The 21,408-nt window shown below is 32.3% G+C and carries 20 protein-coding genes; 6 read left to right on the top strand and 14 right to left on the bottom strand.

Annotation, left to right across the window (positions count from 1 at the left end; all coding sequences use genetic code 11):
- Positions 1 to 17: 17 nt before the first annotated feature.
- The 3 genes from BSF42_RS14195 (at position 18) to hflX (ending at position 3,776) form a co-directional block, all read left to right on the top strand.
- Positions 18 to 1,367 (top strand): DUF5689 domain-containing protein, encoded by a 1,350-nt coding sequence (locus BSF42_RS14195; RefSeq protein ID WP_095953739.1) that lies wholly within the window; start codon positions 18 to 20, stop codon positions 1,365 to 1,367.
- A gap of 136 nt (positions 1,368 to 1,503) precedes the next feature.
- Positions 1,504 to 2,364: a hypothetical protein gene (locus BSF42_RS14190; RefSeq protein ID WP_095953738.1), complete on the top strand. Its 861-nt coding sequence runs from the start codon at positions 1,504 to 1,506 to the stop codon at positions 2,362 to 2,364.
- A gap of 170 nt (positions 2,365 to 2,534) precedes the next feature.
- Positions 2,535 to 3,776, top strand: a complete 1,242-nt coding sequence (hflX, locus tag BSF42_RS14185; protein ID WP_095953737.1) for a GTPase HflX — start codon at positions 2,535 to 2,537, stop codon at positions 3,774 to 3,776.
- A gap of 164 nt (positions 3,777 to 3,940) precedes the next feature.
- Here the strand turns inward: hflX and BSF42_RS14180 are convergent, their stop codons facing one another.
- From BSF42_RS14180 to BSF42_RS14150, 7 genes are all read right to left on the bottom strand, one after another.
- A complete protein-coding gene (locus tag BSF42_RS14180) occupies positions 3,941 to 4,891 on the bottom strand; it encodes a DUF3078 domain-containing protein (protein WP_095953736.1) in 951 nt (316 codons plus the stop codon).
- A gap of 77 nt (positions 4,892 to 4,968) precedes the next feature.
- On the bottom strand, positions 4,969 to 5,478 hold the full coding sequence (locus BSF42_RS14175; RefSeq protein ID WP_095953735.1) for a DUF2480 family protein: 510 nt from the start codon (positions 5,476 to 5,478) through the stop codon (positions 4,969 to 4,971).
- A gap of 79 nt (positions 5,479 to 5,557) precedes the next feature.
- On the bottom strand, positions 5,558 to 5,881 hold the full coding sequence (locus tag BSF42_RS14170) for an SUF system Fe-S cluster assembly protein (protein ID WP_025570977.1): 324 nt from the start codon (positions 5,879 to 5,881) through the stop codon (positions 5,558 to 5,560).
- An 86-nt stretch (positions 5,882 to 5,967) separates the two neighbouring features.
- The gene (locus BSF42_RS14165; protein ID WP_095953734.1) at positions 5,968 to 6,378 is read right to left on the bottom strand and encodes a GxxExxY protein; all 411 of its coding nucleotides are present in this window, start codon (positions 6,376 to 6,378) and stop codon (positions 5,968 to 5,970) included.
- A 125-nt stretch (positions 6,379 to 6,503) separates the two neighbouring features.
- Positions 6,504 to 6,929, bottom strand: a complete 426-nt coding sequence (locus tag BSF42_RS14160) for a SufE family protein (RefSeq protein WP_095953733.1) — start codon at positions 6,927 to 6,929, stop codon at positions 6,504 to 6,506.
- A gap of 2 nt (positions 6,930 to 6,931) precedes the next feature.
- Positions 6,932 to 7,357, bottom strand: a complete 426-nt coding sequence (locus BSF42_RS14155) for a hypothetical protein (RefSeq protein WP_095953732.1) — start codon at positions 7,355 to 7,357, stop codon at positions 6,932 to 6,934.
- A gap of 13 nt (positions 7,358 to 7,370) precedes the next feature.
- Positions 7,371 to 8,585: an aminotransferase class V-fold PLP-dependent enzyme gene (locus BSF42_RS14150; RefSeq protein ID WP_095953731.1), complete on the bottom strand. Its 1,215-nt coding sequence runs from the start codon at positions 8,583 to 8,585 to the stop codon at positions 7,371 to 7,373.
- A gap of 219 nt (positions 8,586 to 8,804) precedes the next feature.
- Between BSF42_RS14150 and BSF42_RS14145 the strand changes: the two genes are divergently transcribed.
- Positions 8,805 to 10,154, top strand: a complete 1,350-nt coding sequence (locus BSF42_RS14145) for a serine hydrolase (RefSeq protein ID WP_095953730.1) — start codon at positions 8,805 to 8,807, stop codon at positions 10,152 to 10,154.
- A gap of 120 nt (positions 10,155 to 10,274) precedes the next feature.
- On the opposite strand, the gene sufD is transcribed toward BSF42_RS14145, so the two are convergent.
- The 6 genes from sufD to BSF42_RS14115 all read right to left on the bottom strand — a co-directional run bounded on the left by sufD (position 10,275) and on the right by BSF42_RS14115 (position 15,237).
- Entirely contained in the window at positions 10,275 to 11,591 is a 1,317-nt protein-coding gene (gene sufD, locus BSF42_RS14140; protein WP_095953729.1) for a Fe-S cluster assembly protein SufD, read from the bottom strand.
- Between the two features lie 117 nt (positions 11,592 to 11,708).
- Positions 11,709 to 12,077, bottom strand: a complete 369-nt coding sequence (locus tag BSF42_RS14135) for a four helix bundle protein (protein ID WP_074662453.1) — start codon at positions 12,075 to 12,077, stop codon at positions 11,709 to 11,711.
- Between the two features lie 41 nt (positions 12,078 to 12,118).
- On the bottom strand, positions 12,119 to 12,865 hold the full coding sequence (gene sufC / locus BSF42_RS14130; protein ID WP_095953728.1) for a Fe-S cluster assembly ATPase SufC: 747 nt from the start codon (positions 12,863 to 12,865) through the stop codon (positions 12,119 to 12,121).
- 12 nt (positions 12,866 to 12,877) lie between these two features.
- Positions 12,878 to 13,366: a flavodoxin family protein gene (locus BSF42_RS14125; protein ID WP_095953727.1), complete on the bottom strand. Its 489-nt coding sequence runs from the start codon at positions 13,364 to 13,366 to the stop codon at positions 12,878 to 12,880.
- A 6-nt stretch (positions 13,367 to 13,372) separates the two neighbouring features.
- Complete coding sequence (gene sufB, locus BSF42_RS14120) at positions 13,373 to 14,821, bottom strand: Fe-S cluster assembly protein SufB (RefSeq protein WP_095953726.1); 1,449 nt, start codon at positions 14,819 to 14,821, stop codon at positions 13,373 to 13,375.
- 86 nt (positions 14,822 to 14,907) lie between these two features.
- Complete coding sequence (locus BSF42_RS14115; RefSeq protein ID WP_055097560.1) at positions 14,908 to 15,237, bottom strand: iron-sulfur cluster assembly accessory protein; 330 nt, start codon at positions 15,235 to 15,237, stop codon at positions 14,908 to 14,910.
- Between the two features lie 341 nt (positions 15,238 to 15,578).
- Here BSF42_RS14115 and BSF42_RS14110 point away from each other — a divergent pair, with 341 nt between their 5' ends.
- Together BSF42_RS14110 and BSF42_RS14105 are read left to right on the top strand one after the other, a co-directional pair.
- Positions 15,579 to 16,493, top strand: a complete 915-nt coding sequence (locus tag BSF42_RS14110; protein WP_095953725.1) for a hypothetical protein — start codon at positions 15,579 to 15,581, stop codon at positions 16,491 to 16,493.
- 72 nt (positions 16,494 to 16,565) lie between these two features.
- Positions 16,566 to 17,423 (top strand): MBL fold metallo-hydrolase, encoded by an 858-nt coding sequence (locus tag BSF42_RS14105; RefSeq protein WP_095953724.1) that lies wholly within the window; start codon positions 16,566 to 16,568, stop codon positions 17,421 to 17,423.
- 73 nt (positions 17,424 to 17,496) lie between these two features.
- Here BSF42_RS14105 and BSF42_RS14100 read toward each other — a convergent pair whose 3' ends face one another.
- On the bottom strand, positions 17,497 to 21,390 hold the full coding sequence (locus BSF42_RS14100) for a T9SS type A sorting domain-containing protein (protein ID WP_095953723.1): 3,894 nt from the start codon (positions 21,388 to 21,390) through the stop codon (positions 17,497 to 17,499).
- Positions 21,391 to 21,408 lie beyond the last annotated feature (18 nt).

The raw sequence follows: 21,408 nt of genomic DNA, 5'->3' as shown, positions 1-21,408 counted from the left end.
ATCAAAATTTATTTGTCATGAAAAACATTTTTTTAAATTCAATTTTTGGAATTTCACTATTATGTGTAAGCAGTTGCAGTACGGAAGCTGAAACTCCAAAATTAGAATGTACTCAGCCAGATTTTACTGTAAATAAAACGGTCGAAAAAGTATATGAATTATCTGGAAATGTCGCCAAACAATATGTTTACGATGACATTATAGAAGCTTATGTGGTTTCAAGTGATGAAGGCGGTAACTTTTTTAAAACGATTTCTTTACAGACCAAAGCTTCTGAAAAGATTCCTGCAATAGGTTTTAGTGTGCCAATCGACGCTTCAAATACTTACATCGATTACCGAGTAGGAAACAAAGTGTATGTAAAACTTAAAAATCAATTTACAGATTTGTATTATGGCGGTTTACGAATAGGAAGTCTGTATGTTAGTAATGCTGGAGATCCTACAATTGGGAGAATTTCTCAAAATGAATATAAAAATGTTCTAAATGCATCGTGTACCATTGTTGACGAAAATCAATTGGTGCAGTCACTTTCAGTAGAAGAAGCACTTGCTGAAAATAAGTTAAATACACTAATCGAACTTCGTGACGTTGAATTTACAGAAGCCGCTCTTGGAAGACATTATTTTGAAGAATCAAATAATGTGGGAGGGTCAACCAATTGGAATCTGCGTGATAAAACAGGCAATCAAATTATTTTCAGAACGAGCAGTTATGCAAAATTTGCAGATCATTTTGTTCCAGAAGGAAGTGGAACAGTTCGAGGAATTTTAACCAAATTTGGTACAGATTATCAATTGATGGTTCGATCTGAAAGTGATATTGTCATGAATGGAAAAAGGAATGTTCCGTTTTTTGCAGAAGATTTTCAAACGGTTAAAAATAACGTCAATTTTGCCTTGCCGGGCTGGAGCAATATTGTTGAAAAAGCAGCCAAATTATGGAAAAGTATGGTGTATGCTGGAAATGGCTATGCAGAATTTAATACAACAAGTACAACGGCAGCAGAAAATATTGCATGGCTGGTTTCTCCTAAAATAAATTTAACGGGTTATAAAAATGCAGTGCTTTCTTTTAGAAGCGCGCAGCATGATTTAAAAATGGATTCGCCATTAAATACTTTGGAAGTATATGTTTCAACTAATTTTGACGGTTCTAGTATTACTAAAGCAAAATGGACAAAATTGGAAGCTAAAGTTCCTTCGCTTTCAACACCTTCACGCGAGTTTATAAGTTCTGGAGGAATCGATCTTTCGGCGTATTCTGGAAATATTCATATTGCATTTAAGTACATAGGATCAGGAAAAGATAAAACTTTAAACGGTGCTTTTATGGTCGATGATATTAAGATATTTGGAGAAAAGTAAGACGAAATTTTTAAAACCGAAATTAAAGTGTTGGTTTTTAAGAGTTTGTTTAAAAGTTTGTAGTTTTTGTATTTCAAATTCTTAAAGTTTAATTGAATTTTGTATTTTGGTCATCCCAAATCAATACAAATACCTCATGAAAACCTACTTTATTGCCATCTTAATGATGGTTTTTCCATGTTTAATGCATAGTCAGGACGCTCCTGTAAAGTTAAAGCAGATTAATATTGTAAAGACAAATTACCAAAACTCTAAAGACGGTGAAATTGTAAATAAAACATTCGTTTTTAAAGATGGTAAAATCCAGAGTATAACAACTTCAGATGTTGTACAGCATTTTTTCTATAATAAAAATGCACTGCTGGATATGACAGTAAAAGACAAAGTAGGAAGCGACTGGAAAGAAGTGGTAAACTACTCTTATGATGCTGATAACAACATTACCAAATTTGTAAAAAAATATCAGGAAGGACCAAATTATATTACCAAAGTGGTTTCTTTTGTCTATGAAGGAGCAAGGGTAAAAGTAACAACAAAAAAGAGCACGAATCATCAAAATTTAGTAGATGATATAGAGTATCTTGTTGAAAACGGAATCATTGTAAGACGTACTTCTCGTGATAGAAATAAACAGATTATCGGAAAACTTGAATATGTTTATGTAAATGATAATGTTTCTAAACATAGGGGATTGGTTGGAGATAAAATTTCTAAAACCTATACTTACGATGATAAAAAATCGGTTGATCAATTGATTGTTCAAAGTCTTTTTGGAGATAATTATAAAGTAATTGTACCGATGATTTCTTATCATGAAGACGAATTTCCTTTTGAATCTATTTCATACAATAATGAAATGAATTTCAGTCCTTCGTCTACAGCTTTAGTGGCGGTAAGCAGAAAATATAAATACAACAAATTAAACTTCCCGATTTCTTGTTCTCAAATTGAAGAAAACGGAATTGTAAAAACAGAAAAAACGTTTATTTACGAGTAAACATTCAAATTTATAAACTATTTAAAAATGGAATTTTGTTGAGGTAAATCTTAACAGAATTCCATTTTTTTAGTTTCAATGCAAATTAAGATTTAGATATAAATTTAAAATCGAAATTGTGTAATTGATTGTAGCTTACAAATGATTAAATTTGCAACTTATTCAAGACTATGTTAGAAAAAGAAGTTATAAATTTTGAGAGAACAGTAATTGTTGGAATTGTTACTCAAAATCAAAGTGAAGAAAAACTAAATGAATATTTAGACGAATTGGAGTTTTTGACATTTACCGCTGGAGGTGAAGTTATTAAACGCTTTTCGCAGAAAATGGAGCGCCCAAATCCGAAGACTTTCGTAGGAACGGGAAAAATTGATGACATCAATCTCTATGTAAAGGAAAATAAAATATCTACAGTAATTTTTGATGATGAATTAACACCATCTCAGCAAAAGAATATTTCAAGAATTATCGATTGCAAAATTTTGGATCGAACAAACTTAATTCTGGATATTTTTGCACAGAGAGCTGAGACTTCATACGCAAGAACCCAGGTAGAATTGGCGCAATGTATTTATTTATTACCAAGACTTTCTGGTTTATGGACACACCTTGAACGTCAAAAAGGGGGTATTGGTATGCGTGGCCCTGGAGAAACAGAGATCGAAACCGATAGACGTATTGTACGCGACAGGATTTCATTATTGAAAGATAAAATCAAAACGATTGACAAACAAATGAGCATTCAGCGCAGCAATCGCGGTGCAATGGTTCGTGTGGCTTTGGTTGGATATACCAATGTTGGAAAATCGACTTTGATGAATGCAATTGGTAAAAGTGATGTTTTTGTAGAGAACAAATTGTTTGCAACTCTAGATACAACAGTTCGAAAAGTGGTGATCAAGAATCTGCCATTTTTGCTTTCTGACACGGTTGGTTTCATTCGAAAACTGCCAACTCAATTGGTTGATTCTTTTAAAAGTACATTAGATGAGGTTCGCGAAGCAGATTTACTTTTGCACGTTGTAGATATTTCTCATCCAGATTTTGAAGATCATATTGAATCTGTAAATAAGACCTTGCTTGAAATTAAAAGCAACGACAAGCCAACAATAATGGTTTTCAACAAAATCGATGCTTATCGTCATCTTACAATTGATGAAGATGATTTGATTACGGAAAGAACCCGTAAACATTATTCTCTCGACGAATGGAAACAAACTTGGATGAGTAATGTTGGAGAGGGAAAAGCATTATTTATTTCGGCTTCAAATAAAGAGAATTTTGAAGAATTTAGAGAAACGGTTTATGAAGCTGTTCGACAAATTCATATTACTCGTTTTCCTTATAATAAATTCTTGTATCCAGATTATAAGGATGCGATTGAGAAGGAAGAAGAAAACGATGAGGAATAACAGAAAATTTTACCGCAAAGAGCGCTAAGATTTTTATTATATTATTATAAAAGAAAAAGTTCGCAAAGCTAAATTAACATCCAGCTTTGCGAACTTTTATTTTATAAAATTTAGCTTTGAAAAAACTTTGCGCTCTTTGCGGTAAAATATTATGGTTTTATAGATTAAAATCCAAAATTAACTCCCAAACCAAATACCTGTCTGGTTTGAAGTCCTCTAAAGGCATTGTCATCATATATAGCTTGGAAAGCAAAATTTGCCGACAAGAATTTATTTATTTTCATGATGATGTTCAAAGAGTAATTGATATCAACATTTTGAGGATCTTCTAGATAATTAGAATATAAATTTAGTGTGTTTTCTGCTGTTACATTGGTCATGATTGCCAGTTTATAATAAACCGAAGCATAAAAACCTAGTTCATAACGCATGGTTTTGCCTTCGTCAACACCAAAATAAGCGCCGTCTACATAAGGCAAGCCTGTAAATCTATCAATTCCGCTTGTATAGGCATTGTCTACAAAAGTGAATTTTGATGTAAGAGGTGCAAAATTTATTTTAAGATTATCATCTTTTGTCCAATAAATACCAGGTCCAGTAGTAAGATATCCAGGAGACATAAATTTGGTTTGTTCCGTTCTAATTTCTTTTCCGTTGGGATCCTGACCGTAAATATAACCTGTTGTAAATTGGGTTCTGAAATTTAGGAAATAAGAATAGTACCATTGTCCAAAAGCTCTTTTTCCAACAATTGAATTAAACTCCAGACGGTCATCAGTCTTTTTTCCGAAATCGGTGTTTTTAGTTTGTAGAAGCCCGTAAGAAGCAAGGATTTTATTATCCCACGTTACATCGTCTTTTTTATAATTGAAGTCATAATTAATGCCTAAAGTTCCGGAGAAACTATCTTCGCCACCTGCGATCCAATTATTGAAGCTCGATTGGTTTAGCAAAAGAGATACAGTTCCCTTTGCTTTCCAGCCTTCTCCCTCAATTGTATCGTTTATTTTTTTTACCGCTTTTTCGGTATTCTGAATTAATTCTTTTTCTGAATTTTGTGCCTGAACAATAGCAAAGTTCGCTAAAATGCATAGTAATAACGCCAGCTTTCTCATGGTTGTTTAGTTTAAGTGTATTATCAAATATACTAAAAACCAATTAAAACTAGACGATAATCAGGTGCAATTGCAGGTTATTTCTTAGATTCCTTGTATAGAGGTACTGCAGAACACGCTTCGCCATACATAATGCTGCGGGCAAATGGCTGTAAATAATTCGTGGCTAAAATATAAGCACGCATAGGAACTGGTTTCTTAGAACAGCCTTTTACAATTACAGGTTTACTCTGGTATACAGAGTAATCAATTTTACTCAGGATTTCTTCGTATAAACTAGCATCCATATCCTCAATAGTTCCGTTGACTACTTTTTTTGCAAATGGAGCTAAATGAACGCTGACTAAAATTAATGCCCAAGCGGGAACTATAGCATCTGTACTGCAATTTACCGCCACATATTGATCTTGGTATTGTGACCAATCGTGATTTTTTAGGTGCTCTCTAAAGTCTTTTTCTTTCAATAAAAATCCTTCCAAAAGCCACTGCGAAATGTCAATCTGCACTCGCATTCCTTTTGGATAATAATCCTCTAAATCAAAAACTTCTAAAGCACTATTGGCAACTTTATTGATAATTTCTTCCATTTTTTTAGTCTGAAAGTCGAAGGTCTAAAGTCATAAAGTCTTGTACTTGAGACTTTATGACTTTGGACTTTATGACTTATTAAAGCATTCCTAATTCTAATTTTGCTTCTTCGCTCATTAAATCTTTACTCCAAGGCGGATCGAAAGTAATTTCTACTTCAACATCTTTGATGTGTTCGATTGTTTTTACTTTCTCTTCAACTTCTCTTGGTAAACTTTCCGCAACTGGACAGTTTGGAGATGTTAATGTCATTAAGATTTTTACTTCGTAATCAGTATTTACCATTACGTCATAAATTAATCCTAACTCATAAATATCAACAGGAATCTCAGGATCGTAAATACCTTTTAAAATTCTTACGATTGATTCTCCTAATTCGTTTGTGTCTATTTCTTGTTCCATTTTTATTTTTATTTTTCCACCATATAAGTTATGTAAGTTCATTTAAAATAGAGAGCTTATATAATATAGATGTTTTTTTTATGTTTTTAATCTTCTAGCCAGCGATACAGATCGTTGACATATGTTTTTTGACCTTCGTGATAAATATTTGTTACATTAAAGTTTATCATTAGTCCTATCGGTGACTTTAAAAGTTTCATATAAGACATGAGTTTTGCAATATGGATTGGTATAATTTGATCAACTGATTTTAGCTCCAAAACTAGACAGTTTTCAATAAATAAATCACATCTTAAATCGGACTCTAACATCAAACCTTTATATTCTACAGGGATTATTAATTCAGATTTGAAATTAATTCCTCTTAAAGATAATTCCTTAATCATACATTGATGATAGATACTTTCTAAAAGTCCCGTTCCAATACTTTTATGAACTTCAATTGCCGCTCCGTTAACCTGATAAATTAAATCAGTCAAATATTTCTTTGTTATCATATTGCTTTTTTTGCAATAATAACAATTAAAAAAAGAAAGAAAAAACTTATTATTCTTTGTTTAAAATATAAGTATAAAAAGAAAAGCTTAAATTTTCTTATATCACTTATATGGTTTAAATTTTTTTAATTTTTGTTCTTTGCGTCAAAGGCCAAAGCGTACATTTTGATGTTCTTTATCATCGAAACCAATCCATTGGCGCGTGTTGCTGATAAATGCTCTTTTAAACCTATTTCATCAATAAAATCTACATCAGCTTCTAGAATATCTTTTGCTTTTTGATTCGAGAAAGCACGAATTAAAATTGCAATAATTCCTTTTGTCAAAATCGCATCACTTTCAGCCGTGAAAACAATTTTATCGTCTTGCTGTTCGCCTTGTAACCAAACTTTTGACTGGCATCCTTTGATTAAATTCTCGTCGGTTTTATATTCCTCCTTAATTAAAGGAAGAGTTTTTCCTAATTCGATGATGTATTCATAACGCTGCATCCAGTCGTCGAACATTGAGAATTCATCTATTATTTCGTTTTGTATTTCTTTTATTGTCATAATTATTCTTTAGCAAAATCAACTAATAAATTTACTAGTTTTTCTATTTCCTTTGGAGGGAAACCATTATCGAAACCTTGAGTTTCGTATGTTTTTTGATTTTGTATTATTTTTAAATTTCCAATTGCGGCACCATCATAAGTACGCTTGTCTGTTGGTGCTTTTAAAGTAGAGAGGCTGTCTAAATTTACTTTTGAAAACGCATCAACAATTTTATTCCATTTTGCATCGTCGATATTACTTTTCACAGGTGAAGCATCACGTTTGCTAGTAACAGAAACCGATTTATTCTCTACTAGAATGCTTTTGAAATAGCCTCGTGAATGTGCAGAATATTCAATTTGAGTTGATGTCATATCTACTTTTTTTTGGCTGCAGCATCCTGTTGCAATAAAAAGGGTTAAGAGCAATAATGATAGTATTCTCATATGTTTTTCTTTTTTAGCTTAGCATTGTTTGTGCTTTTTTAACGGCATCGACCATTAAATCAATTTCTTCTTTAGTATTATAAAAAGAGAAAGAGGCACGAATTGTTCCCGGAATACAGAAGAAACTCATAATTGGCTGTGCACAATGATGTCCAGTTCTTACTGCAATTCCTAATTTATCTATAATCGAACCAATATCGTACGGATGAATTCCATCAATATTAAACGAAACCACAGAAGCTTTATTTTTTCCTGTTCCGTAGATTCTTAAACCCTCGATTTCTAATAAACGTTTTGTAGCGTAATCTAAAAGTTCGTTTTCGTATTCTTTAATATTTTCGAAACCAACGCTGTTTAAATAATCAATTGAAGTTCCTAAAACAATACCGCCGGCAATGTTTGGAGTTCCTGCTTCAAATTTATGAGGAAGATCAGCATAAGTTGTTTTCTCGAAAGTAACTTCCTTGATCATTTCGCCTCCACCTTGATAAGGAGGAAGTTTGTTCAGCCATTCTTCTTTTCCGTATAAAATCCCAGTTCCAGTTGGGCCACACATTTTATGCCCTGAAAAAGCATAAAAATCACAATCTAATTCCTGAACATCTGGTTTTAAATGCGGAACAGCCTGTGCACCGTCAATTAAAACTGCAGCGCCAAAAGCATGAGCTTTATCAATAATATATTTTATAGGATTAATTATTCCGAGTGCATTTGAAATATGATTAACCGTAACAACTTTTGTTTTTTCTGAAAGAAGAGCATCAAATTCTTCGATGATCAATTCTCCATTTTCATTGATTGGAATAACTTTTAAAGCGGCACCAGTTCTTTCGCATAACATCTGCCAAGGCACAATATTGCTATGATGTTCTAATGAAGAAACAATTACTTCGTCACCAGGTTTTAAAATAGAAGCAAAACCGTTGGTTACTAAGTTAATTCCGAATGTTGTTCCCGAAGTAAAAAGCACCTCGTGAGCAAATTTTGCATTTATATGTTCTTTGACTTTGCCGCGAGAAACCTCGTAAGCATCAGTTGCTAACTGGCTTAAAGTGTGAACGCCGCGGTGAATGTTGGCGTTTATTTCCTGATAGTACTTCACTTCCGCATCGATCACAATTTGTGGTTTTTGCGAAGTAGCTCCGTTGTCGAAATATACTAATGGTTTTCCGTTTACAGTTTGTGAAAGTATCGGAAAATCAGCTCTTATTTTTTGAATATCTAGCATGTCTTATTTAGAAAAAATCTATTTACAAAAGTACTAAAACTAAATTTGTTTATACAGCAATTCTATAATTTCCTTTGATGGCATCATTGTTACAAGGTGTAAATGCTGATTCCGTAAAAATCAATTCGATTTTCTGAATAATCCCAATCAGATTTATAATTTGAGTCTAAAATCGTGAACATAAATTATTTATATTGCATTAAAAATACTGACATCATCATGAAAAAATTTCTAAAAGTACTTTTGCTAGTAGTGGTTCTTGCTTTTTTATATTTCGGATTTACAACTTATCCCAAGCTTGATTTAATTTCTGGATTCTCGGCTAAAAGTGTTGCTTCTGGACATTTTATTGATAACCGTCCTTTAGACTTAATTCAGAAAACAGACAATGATATCAAAATGATAGATTTAGCTACAAACTCTATTGACGAAGCTGGAAAATTTGCGACTGCAGAAGTTTATGGTTTAAAGGAAAGAAAGGCGATTTATAGAGAAGGTTTGGGAGCAACTTTGATTAATGATGATTTTGATGTGTCAAAACCTTATTTACTTCCAAAGAGAACAAAGTTAGAAAATAACCTTCCTTTTCCTTACGGGAATAATGAACCAAAAGATACTTTATTTGCCAATGTAGATTATTCGAAACTTAAGAATGCGGTTGAAAATGCTTTTGATAAAAACGATGGAAAAGCAAAACGTACTCGGGCGGTTGTAGTTTTATACAAAGACAAATTGATAGCCGAAAAATACGATAAAGGTTTTAATAAAGACAGTAAGATTTTAGGTTGGTCGATGACAAAAAGTATCACAAGTTCGGCATTTGGCGTTCTGGCGAAACAAGGAAAAATTGATATTTATAAACCAGCTCCAATTGCGGAATGGAAAAATGATGAGCGTAAAATAATCACGATAAATGATTTGCTTCATATGAATTCTGGTTTAGAATGGGAAGAAAATTACAGCACGATTTGCGACGCCACAAAAATGCTTTTTCAGGCCGAAGATATGGGAAAAGTACAAATGGATAAACCGGCCCAATTTAAACCAAACACACATTGGAATTATTCTTCTGGAACAACCAATTTATTGTCTCTTATTTTAAGAAGACAATTTAAAACACAGCAAGAATATCTTGATTTTTGGTACAGCGCTATTATCGATAAAATCGGAATGAACTCGATGATTGTAGAACAGGATATGTCAGGAACTTTTGTAGGTTCGTCGTACGGATGGGCAACGCCAAGAGATTGGTCAAAATTTGGATTATTATATCTGAGAAAAGGAAATTGGAATGGCGAACAAATTCTTGACGAAAGCTGGATAAAATATACTTCAACTCCAACAAATACATCCGAAGGGAAATATGGCGCGCAGTTCTGGCTTAACGCCGGAGGAAAATTCCCTGATGTGCCTCGTGATATGTTTTATTGCAGTGGATATCAAGGTCAAATGGTGGCAATTATTCCGTCTTTGGATATGGTTATCGTGAGAATGGGAGTTAGAGAAGGTGATAAAAGTTTTGATTTTAATGGGTTTTTGAAAGATGTCATTTCTTCTGTAAAAAAATGAAATTTTACCGCAAAGACGCCAAGTAAAAAGCGCAAAGTTCGCAAAGCTTTATATTAAAACTTTGCGAACTTTGCGTAATTCTTTGCTCCCGATAGCTATCGGGATTGAGGTTAAACCTGCCTACAAATCAAATCCTAAATTCACACCCAATTTCATGGCAATGATTTTAGTAATTCTTTGTTTTAATTCTGGTATTTTAATGCTTTCGATAACGGCATTTGAGAATGCGTACATCAATAATGCTTTAGCTTCTTTTTTAGGAATACCACGAGATTGCATGTAGAACATGGCAGTTTCGTCTAATTGTCCAACGGTACAACCGTGAGAACATTTTACGTCATCTGCAAAAATCTCTAATTGTGGTTTTGCATTAATAGTTGCTTTGTCACTCAATAAAATATTATTGCTTTTTTGGAAAGCATTTGTTTTTTGAGCTTCTTTTTCTACTAAAACTTTTCCGTTGAAAACGCCTGTTGAGCGATCAGAAAAAATTCCTTTATAATCCTGAAAACTTTCGCAGTTTGGCGTTGCGTGGTTTACCAAAGTATAATGATCAACGTGTTGTTTATCGCTTAGAATCGTGATTCCGTTTAACGTACTTGTTAATCTTTCACCAAAGTGATAAAAGTTTAAGTTGTTACGCGTAAGATTTCCTCCAAATGAAAAAGTATGTACAGCAGCGTGACTTTCTTGTTGCTGCGAAACATAAGTATTGTCAACTAAATTAGCTTCGCTATTATCATTTTGAATTTTGTAATAATCGACAATCGCACGTTTTTGAGCAAAAATTTCAGTAACCGAATTGGTTAAAACCGGATTTTCATTCAAACTTTGGTGACGCTCGATAATTTGAACATGTGAATTTTCGCCCACAATAACCAAATTTCTTGGCTGAACCATTAAAGCAGCTTCATTTCCTGTAGAGAAATACATAATCTCAATTGGTTTGTCAGCAACTTTCTTCTGTGGAATATTGATAAAAGCTCCTTCACTTGCAAAAGCAGTATTTAATGAAGTCAAGCTGTCATCTTTACTTGCAATTTGATTGAAGTAGGTATCAATAACCATTTTATATTTTGGTTTGGTCAATGCCGAAGACATCAAACAAACATCGATTCCGTCATGTGTAGTAGAAGACAAATGAGAACTAAAAACGCCATCAATAAATACTAATTTATAAGTATCAATTTCGTGTAAAAAGTATTTTTTTACCTGATTAAATTCGATTGCATTTTCTTCTTTTGGAAAAACCGTAAAGTCATTTTTTAAGATGGCGTTTAACGATGTATATTTCCAAGCTTCTTCTTTTTTGGTTGGGAAACCTTTATTTTCGAAGTTTTTTAAGGCATTTGTGCGAATGTCATGCAAATCTGAATGTACATCGACACGCTCTTCAAAAGCCATAAAAGACGATACTAATTTTTCTTTTAAATCCATTGTTCTTGTTAGTCTTAAAGTCGAAAGTCGAAAGTCAAAAGACTTTAGATTGTCGACTATTTTTGTGAAAAAATCATAAACTTAGTTGAGTCTAAACAGACTTTACAACTTTTGACTTTATGACTTTTGACTCAAATATTTAATGAAACCGCTTAATAATTTCGATATTTCAGTTATCGATTCTAAAAGCATTTCAAATTCTTCTTTTATAATATATTCTAAATCAAACGCTAAATATAATTGAGATCTTACTTCTCCTGCCGATGCTTTGGCCACATATAAAAAATAAACAAACTCTTTATCTGTATTTCTCTCAAAACCTTCTGCTATATTTGATGATATAGAAAGTGATGCGCGTCTTATTTGTCTAACGAAATCAAAGTCTTTTTTGAAATTAGAATTTTCAGTAACTAAATATATTTTCTTATTGAAGATTCTGGATTTCTGCCACGAATTTATTTCCTCAAAAGATCTAAATTTGCTCATGCCCAACTTTTGACTTTATGACTTTAGACTTTCAGACTGTATTAATTCTCCGCTTTAATCCAGTCGTATCCTTTTTCTTCCAATTCGTAAGCCAATTCTTTTCCACCAGATTTTACGATTCTTCCGTTGTAAAGAACGTGAACGAAATCCGGAACGATATAATCTAACAAACGTTGGTAGTGAGTAATTACGATAATAGCGTTTTTGTCGCTTTTTAATTTGTTAACTCCGTTAGCCACAATTCTTAAAGCATCGATATCAAGACCAGAATCGGTTTCATCAAGGATTGCTAGTTTTGGTTCTAACATTGCCATTTGAAAAATCTCGTTTCTTTTTTTCTCTCCTCCAGAAAAACCTTCGTTTAATGAACGAGATAAAAATTTACGATCGATTTCTAACAATTCCGATTTCTCACGAATTACTTTTAGCATTTCGTTAGCCGGCATTTCTTCATGACCGTTTGCTTTACGAGTTTCGTTGATAGCCGTTTTCATGAAATTAGTAACGCTAACTCCAGGAATTTCTACAGGATATTGAAAAGAAAGGAAAACTCCTTTATGTGCTCTTTCTTCTGGAGCAAGATCAGCAAGGTCTTCTCCGTCAAGGATAACTTCACCATCTGTAACTTCATAATTTTCATTTCCTGCGATAACTGCAGAAAGTGTACTTTTTCCAGAACCGTTTGGTCCCATGATAGCGTGTACTTCGCCAGCTTTAACTTCTATATTAATTCCTTTTAGGATTTCTTTATCACCAATTGAGGCGTGAAGGTTTTTTATTGATAACATTGTTTTTTTATTTTATATAAATGTCAATTCTATTTTTGTTGTTTGGTTTAAGATGTTGGCATTAAAATGCGCGTGTCCTAAATATTCCATGCCTAAATAATCGGCTGATTTTTTGAACGGAATGTAAAAGCTTTCTTCAATTTCATCGTCGTGCGAATTTGAGATCACGCCAATTTTCTTTCCTCTAAGCTTTCTTCCGGTTTCTTTTTCAATTCGGATTAAATCCGAAAAACGATCAAAGAAAACCTTCAGGATTCCACTCATATTGTACCAATATACAGGCGTTGCAAAAATTAAAGTGTCATAATTTTCGATGATACCTTTTATTAAAGGAAAAAAATCATCTTCTCTGTTTTTGCTTTCGTAATCGTAATAGGAAATATTAAAATCACTCAAATTAATTACTTCTATTCCGTACTCTTTGGAAATTTCGTCTACAATTTTTGTTGTATTTCCGTTTTTTCTGGAAGAACCTAAAATGATGACTTTCTTATTTTCCATCTTCTATTATCCAACAGATCCTTCTAAAGAAATCTCTAATAATTTTTGAGCTTCAACAGCAAATTCCATTGGTAATTTGTTCAATACATCTTTACTGAAACCGTTTACAATTAAGGCAATCGCTTTTTCAGTCGGGATACCTCTTTGGTTGCAGTAAAACACCTGATCTTCTCCAATTTTACTTGTCGTTGCTTCGTGCTCGATTTTTGCTGATGGATTTTTACTTTCGATATAAGGGAAAGTATGCGCCCCGCAATTGTTCCCCATTAATAATGAATCACATTGCGAAAAGTTTCTTGCATTGTCAGCTCTTGGGCTAATTTGCACTAGTCCACGGTAACTGTTTTGTGATTTACCAGCCGAGATACCTTTAGAAATAATAGTCGATTTAGTGTTTTTACCTAAATGGATCATTTTAGTTCCCGTATCAGCTTGTTGGTAATTATTGGTAACGGCAATCGAATAAAATTCTCCTACCGAATTATCTCCTTTTAATATACAAGAAGGATATTTCCAGGTTACAGCAGAACCTGTTTCTACTTGTGTCCAAGAAATTTTAGCGTTTGTTTCGCATAAACCTCTTTTGGTTACGAAATTATAAACTCCACCTTTTCCTTCTTTGTTTCCTGGGAACCAGTTTTGAACAGTAGAATATTTAATTTCAGCATCATCCAAAGCGATTAGTTCAACTACAGCAGCGTGTAATTGATTTTCGTCACGGCTTGGAGCAGTACAACCTTCAAGATATGAAACGTAACTTCCCGCATCAGCAATAACCAAAGTTCTTTCGAATTGTCCGGTTCCTGCTTGATTGATTCTGAAGTAAGTTGAAAGTTCCATTGGACAGCGAACGCCTTTTGGAATATAACAGAAACTTCCGTCAGAGAAAACCGCTGAGTTTAATGCTGCGTAGAAGTTGTCTTTTTGAGGTACAACAGTTCCTAAATATTTTTTTACTAATTCAGGATGTTCTTTAATGGCTTCTGAAATTGGACAGAAAATAATTCCTTTTTCAGCCAAAGTTTTCTTGAAAGTTGTTGCTACAGAAACAGAATCGACAACAATATCCATAGCGACATTGTTCATCATTTTTTGTTCGTCAACAGAAATTCCAAGCTTTTTGTACATCTCTAAAAGTTCTGGATCAACATCGTCCAAAGTTTTAGTAGGATCTACTTGTTTTGGAGCAGAATAATAGGATATAGCTTGAAAGTCCGGTTTTTCGTAATGAACATTTGCCCATTCCGGTTCAATCATTTCTTTCCACGCACGAAAAGCCTCAATACGCCAATCGGTCATCCATTCTGGTTCTTCCTTTTTAAGAGAAATAGCTCTTACGATATCTTCGTTTAAGCCAATAGGGAAAGTCTCAGATTCTATATTGGTATAAAATCCGTACTCATATTCTTTTGTTTCCAGTTCGATTTTTAAATCGTCTTCGGTGTATTTGCTCATTATTTTAATGTTGTCTTAAAGTATTAAAGTCTAAAGTTTGAAAGTCAATTACAAGTCTTTAAGACTTTATGACTTTTGGCTTTTGACTATAAAGAGAATGATTCTCCGCAACCACAAGTTCTGCTTGCGTTAGGATTATTGAATACAAATCCTTTTCCGTTTAATCCGCCTGAAAATTCCAGAATTGTTCCGGCTAAATATAGGAATGATTTTTTTTCAACTGCAATCGTTATGTCGTTGTCTACAAATATTTTATCGTCGTCGCCTTTGGTTTTATCAAATTTTAAATCATATGACAAACCAGAGCATCCACCGCTTTTTACGCCCACACGTACGTAGTCGCTAGCGGCATCAAAACCATCATCTTTCATCAAGTCGATGATTTTCTTTTTGGCTGTATCAGAAACTTTTATCATTGTTTTATGGTATTTATTCTTCTTACATTAATAATTGACAATTAAAATAGTAATGAAATTATTACATTTTAAAGTGCTGTCTTTCAATGTTCAAATGAAATTGTCTGCAAAGATACGACTTAAAAACCTTTTTCCATAACGCTTCACATTATTATAACAAATGTTAAAATAGATATTAGTTATTTTGATAAAATGAACTTGAAAAAAGCAAAATAAAATCCGAATAAATCATTTTTTTGATTTTAAATTGAATATATCGCTTAGTTATGTTCAAAACAAGTATTTATACTTAATCCTAACTGCTGTTTAATTGGTATTTTTGCAAAAAATTGTGAGTAATTATGAAGAAACAACATAATAATAATTGGCTGAAAATCTTTTTTGCGGTATTCTTTGTTTTTGGAGTGGGTGCTGCGGTCTTGGTTTTTAGCAGTGAATCTGATACACACGAAAATGAAGTCAAAAAAGATAATGTGTCTAAAATTCCGTTTGTTAATAAGGAAAACAGCGAGCAGAAAAATATTTTAGACTCTTTAAATACACTAAAAGCGGCTTACGATATTGCTATTTTAGAAAAAACGGCACTTTCTCAAGAACTGGAATTGGAACGTAAGAATGTTGAGAATTTGATGGAAATTATAAAGGCTTCTCAAAATCCATCTGCAGCGCAGATTAAAATTTTTAGAAACCAACTTTCAGATTTGAATTCTTCATTAGAGGGAAAAGTGGCCGAAATTAAGAAACTGAAATCTCAGAATAAAAATTTATTGACAGAAATTGAAAGTCAGAATGTTGTAATGTATCAGCAAAAGGCACAAAATGATACTCTTATATCGAAACAAAAGCAATTAGAAACTACTTTAAAAGATGCATCAAAACTTTCTCTGAGTAATTTTAAGGTAATCGCACTTCGTGAAAAAAACTCTGGAACAGAATTAGAAACGACAAAGGCAAAAAACACTAAAAAGCTTAAAGCTATTTTTACTGTTAACGGAAATGCTGTTGCAAAAACAGGAAAAAGAATCTTTTATATTCAAGTATTAGATCAAAAAAATAATGTTTTGGGTGATAATAAATTGATTGAATTTGGAAATGACAAAGCTCTGGTTTACAGTTTTATTGTAAGCACAGATTTTCAAGGTAAGTCGGCAAATGTGTACGGAATTCTAAATGATCAATTTAAAAAAGGAACCTATTTTGTGAATTTCTTCGACAAACAGGAAATAATGGGAAGTACTTCGATCACACTGGAATAATGTTTTTTAGAAGTTTATTGTAGCAAAAGGAGTTTGTATTTCCTAGCTTTGTTCTTTTAGAAAATCAAACTCATGAAACTTTACCCAATCGAATCTGGAAATTTTAAATTAGACGGCGGTGCTATGTTTGGTGTTGTTCCGAAAACAATATGGAACAAAACAAATCCTGCCGATTCTAATAATTTAATTGATATTGCTGCGCGTTGTTTATTGATTGAAGACGGAAATCGGCTGATTTTAATTGATACCGGAATGGGTGATAAACAATCAGAAAAATTCTTTGGTTATTATTCACTTTGGGGATCACATTCTATCGATAAATCTCTTGCGAAATATGGTTTTAATAGAGACGATATTACGGATGTTTTTATGACGCATCTTCATTTTGATCATTGCGGCGGAAGTGTTCAATGGAATTCGGATAAAACAGGATATGAACCAGCATTTAAAAATGCAAAGTATTGGACAAACGAAAATCATTGGGAATGGGCGACAAAACCAAACCCGCGTGAAAAAGCTTCTTTTCTTTCAGAGAATATTTTACCAATGCAGGAAAGCGGACACTTGAATTTTATAAAACGTCCTGAAAGTGATTTTGGCTTTTCTGAAGAGATGAATTTTGGGATTTATTATGTTGACGGACATACCGAAAAACAAATGATTCCGCATATTCAATATAAGGATAAAACAATAGTTTTTTGTGCCGATTTATTAGCCACAGCCGGACATATTCCGCTGCCGTATGTTATGGGTTACGACACGCGACCTTTGCTGACAATGCCGGAAAAGTCAAAATTTTTGAATTTAGCAGCAGACCAAAATCATTATTTGTTTTTGGAACACGATGCACACAATCAAATTATAACGGTAGAACATACCGAAAAAGGAGTTCGATTAAAAGAGGTTTTTACCTGCGAAGAAATTCTTTAAAGTATAATTCTAAAGATAAAAAAATCCCGTTTTCAACATTCTGAAAACGGGATTTTTAATTTTTACTATGTAATTATTCTACAATTATTTTCTTTGCAGAAGCAGCGTCTCCATTAATTAAATACACATAATAAATTCCTCTTGGAAGACCAGATAAATTGATTGTATTATCTGTATTTGATGCATCCAAAATAAACGATTTTACCAGTTGTCCTAATGAATTGTACACTGTTGCTTTATCTAATGAAACATTACTAATGTAAACTTCACCTTTTGTTGGATTTGGATACATTGCAACTTTATTGAAAACATCATTATTAGTGCCTAAGGTACATTTAGAAGAGTAGCTTGCAGTAGATTCTTTAATATGTGACCAATTTGCATTAGAATAGTTTACATCATCTACCTGAATACAGCTTAGTTTAGCAGTCTTTAGGAAACTTGTAACATCAATAGGGCCCGCAGCATTTTTTCCTGTTTTTGATGGCAGAATAAAGTTTTTATTATTACCATTCTGAACGTTTAGTGTTGTTAAAGGATTATTTTCAACAAAAATAAGTTCTAAAAGAGGATTGTGAGAGAGATCCAAAGTAGTTAATTGATTATTACCTAAATTAAGATATTTTAAAAGCGGATTCTGACTAAGATCTATGTGACTAATTTTATTGTCATTAACATATAGCCATACCAATTCTGGATTTGAAGTAACATCAATCTCAGTAATATTAGTATATATACAATTTAATTGATTTAAATGAGGAAGATTAGATACGTTTAAAGTTGTTAAATTATTTTCTCCACAATAAATGCTTTCTAATTCAGGATTATTTGAAAAATCAAAACTTGTCAATAAATTGTTGTTTGCGCCTAAAATATGAAGTTTTTTGTTTTGTGATAAATCAAAAGTTGAAATTTGATTGTTACTGAATGATAAATTATATAATTCGGTGTTTTCAGTAACGTCTAAACTGGATAGTTGGTTGTAATCTAAAGCTAATTTTGTTAAAAGCTTATTGTTGCTTGTGTTAATGGCACTAATCGAATTATAACTACAATCGAGATAAGTCAAAGCGGTGAAATCTTCGATTCCACTTAAATCGCTTATGTTTAAACTTCCTAGGTCTAGAGAAGTGACTTTACTAACACTTTTGGTTTTAACTTTACCATTTTTACCATCTTTATCAATTTCTAAAGCAATTAAGCGATCTTCAAAATTAGGATCTGGGATTATGGTATACATGTTACAATCCTCACTATAGTGTGCCGTAGCATCTTTTAATACAGTCCAATTGTTGTTTGAATAATTTGCGTTGTCGACTTCAATACAGCTTAGGTCTGGATTTGAAGTAAAATTTGAATTTAAACTGAAATTGGCATTGTTTCCGTTTTTTAAGCTTAAACTTTCTAAAGGGTTAAAGTGACAGTCAACTAGATTTAATGCTTTATTTGAAGATAGATCTAACCCTATTAAGAAATTTCCTGAGCAATCAAGAGAGTTTAAGTTTGTAAAGCCTTGGATTCCAGATAAATCTTTTATGGAGCTATAAGAGACATTTAATGAAGTTACGCCCGAAATACTGCTATTTAAGACAGATCCGTTTTTACCATCAGTATCAATTAAAAGCGCAATCAATTTATCTTCAAAAGCAGGATCTGGTATTGCAGTAACTTGAGAACAGTCAAAAGTCGAATATGATGCTGTTGATTCTTTAAAAGTAAACCATTTTTCATTAGAATAAATAGCGTTGTCTACTATAATACAAGTAAGTGCCGGATTGGAAGTAAAATTGATAGAACTTATATGTGGATAAAGACTGGAGTTGTTTCCGTTTTTTAAATTCACACTCGTAAGAAATTTATTATCTGAACAATCTAATGAACTAAGAACACTGTTTTTAGAAACATCCAAACTTGTCAATAAGTTGGATTTACACCAAAGAGTACTTAATTTTTTATTATTTGACACATCAATATTTGTCAGTTCATTTAAACTACAAAAAAGATATTCTAAATTATTATTTTGTGATATGTCTAAAACTGTTAATTTATTACCAGTGATGCTTAAATTTGATAGCTCTAGATTATTTGAAATATCTAATGTTGTCAAATTATTAAACCCAGCATCAATGTATGTTAATGCAAAGTTTTGTGAAAGGTTTGCAGTAGTTACTTTGTTAGACATAAAATCTAAAGACTTAAGAGACTTGAAATCTTGTATACCAGTTAGATCGGTAATTCTATCATTACTGTTTCTAGAATTAACATCTAAAACTTCAACAGTATCAATATTTGAAGTTAATACTTTTCCATCTGGTGTTCCAGAATCAAAACCTAAAGCAATTAATTTATTTTCGAAATTGATATCTGGAATCAATGTGAATCTTTCACAAGAAGCTGCAAATGTAGCAGAAGCATCTTTTTTATCTGCCCAATCAGCATTAGCGTTTGATACATCGTCTACTATAATACAAGTTAGATCTGGATTTCCAACAAAATTTGAGAAAAATAGATCAAAATTATTGTTATTTCCATTATTTACATTAAGATAAGTTAGATTGTTATTATTACAAACTACTTCGTAAATTTTAGGATGTTTAGATATATCAATACTTGTAATCTTATTGTCTTGGCACGCTAACAGACTTAAATCTAAATTATGAGAAATATCCAAACTAGTTAATTCATTTTCGTAGCAAATTAATTGATCTAGTAAAGTATTGGTTGAAATATTTAAGCTTGTAATCTTGTTTATTTGAAAATTTAGATTGAGTAGTTTTTTATTGTTTTTGACATTTAAACTTGTTAACTGATTGTTTCCACAACGAAAATCATCTAATTCTAGATTTTTATCAATATTTATAGAAGTCAATTTATTTGCGCCACACCACAAATATTTTAGTGCAGTATTTTTGTCAACGTTCAAACTCGTTAATTGATTTCCTGAACAATTTAAATCTACTAAAAGCAGATTGTTTTCAATGTTTAAAGAAGTAATTTTATTAGCATTGATACTTAAACCAGTTAACAAAGTATTTGAGGATACATCTATAGTAGTTAATTGATTATTTGCGCAAACTAAAGAAGTTAATTTAGTATTATTAGAAACATCTAAATTAGTTAATTTATTCTTCATAGAATTTAAACTTTCTAATAATGTATTGGCATTAATGTCTAAACTAGTCAAAAGATTTTCGCTTACGTCTAGCGAAGTTAGTTTAGTGTTTTTAGAAAGATTAATAGTAACTATTTGATTTTTGTTTGCAGTTAAACTTGTTAACGCTGTAAAATCTTCGATTCCAGCTAAATTCGAAATAGAACTTCTAGAAACATCCAAAGTAGGTACAATTGCAATATCTGCTGTTAAAACTTTTCCATCAGCAACACCAGAATCAATTCCCAACGCGATTAATTTATTCTCAAAATTTACATCAGGAATAAGCGTGTAAACAGGGGCAGCATCGGTTAAATCTATAGCAGTAACATTATCAACCAAAATTTGAGTACCAGTTGTTCCGTTTACCCAAATGCTGATTTCTACATTTTGATTATCTGCTGCACTATAATCCAATTCAATTTTTCGCCATTCAGAATTTACAGATGATGTTTCTGTTTTTTTTGTGATGGGTGTTTTAAAAAAATCTGTTTTTGTTAAGCTTAATTCTATAGAAGTAATACTTCCTGAGACAAACTTATGATACATTGTAATACGGTAAGTTTTCCCTGATTGCGTTGCAAAAGGGGTGCTGTACATGTTATGCACTTTGCCAATGTTAATCTCCATTTTTGTACTTGATGATCCTTTTTGAGCATCAGTATCTTGATACAAAAGGCCGTTGGATATACGAAACCAATCTATTGGTTGTGAAAATTCAGTCCAAGCCTCAAAATCCCCATTTGGGACTAAATTGGTTTGCGCATAAATAGAAAAATTTGCTAGTAACAGCAGCAAGAGTAGTTTTGTTTTCATAGGCTAATATTTCAAAAA

Origin of the sequence: Flavobacterium sp. ACN6 (assembly GCF_002304005.1) — a bacterium.
GTDB lineage: Bacteria > Bacteroidota > Bacteroidia > Flavobacteriales > Flavobacteriaceae > Flavobacterium.
Note: the sequence above shows the minus strand (reverse complement) of the source record. Positions and strands in the feature narration are given on the sequence as shown.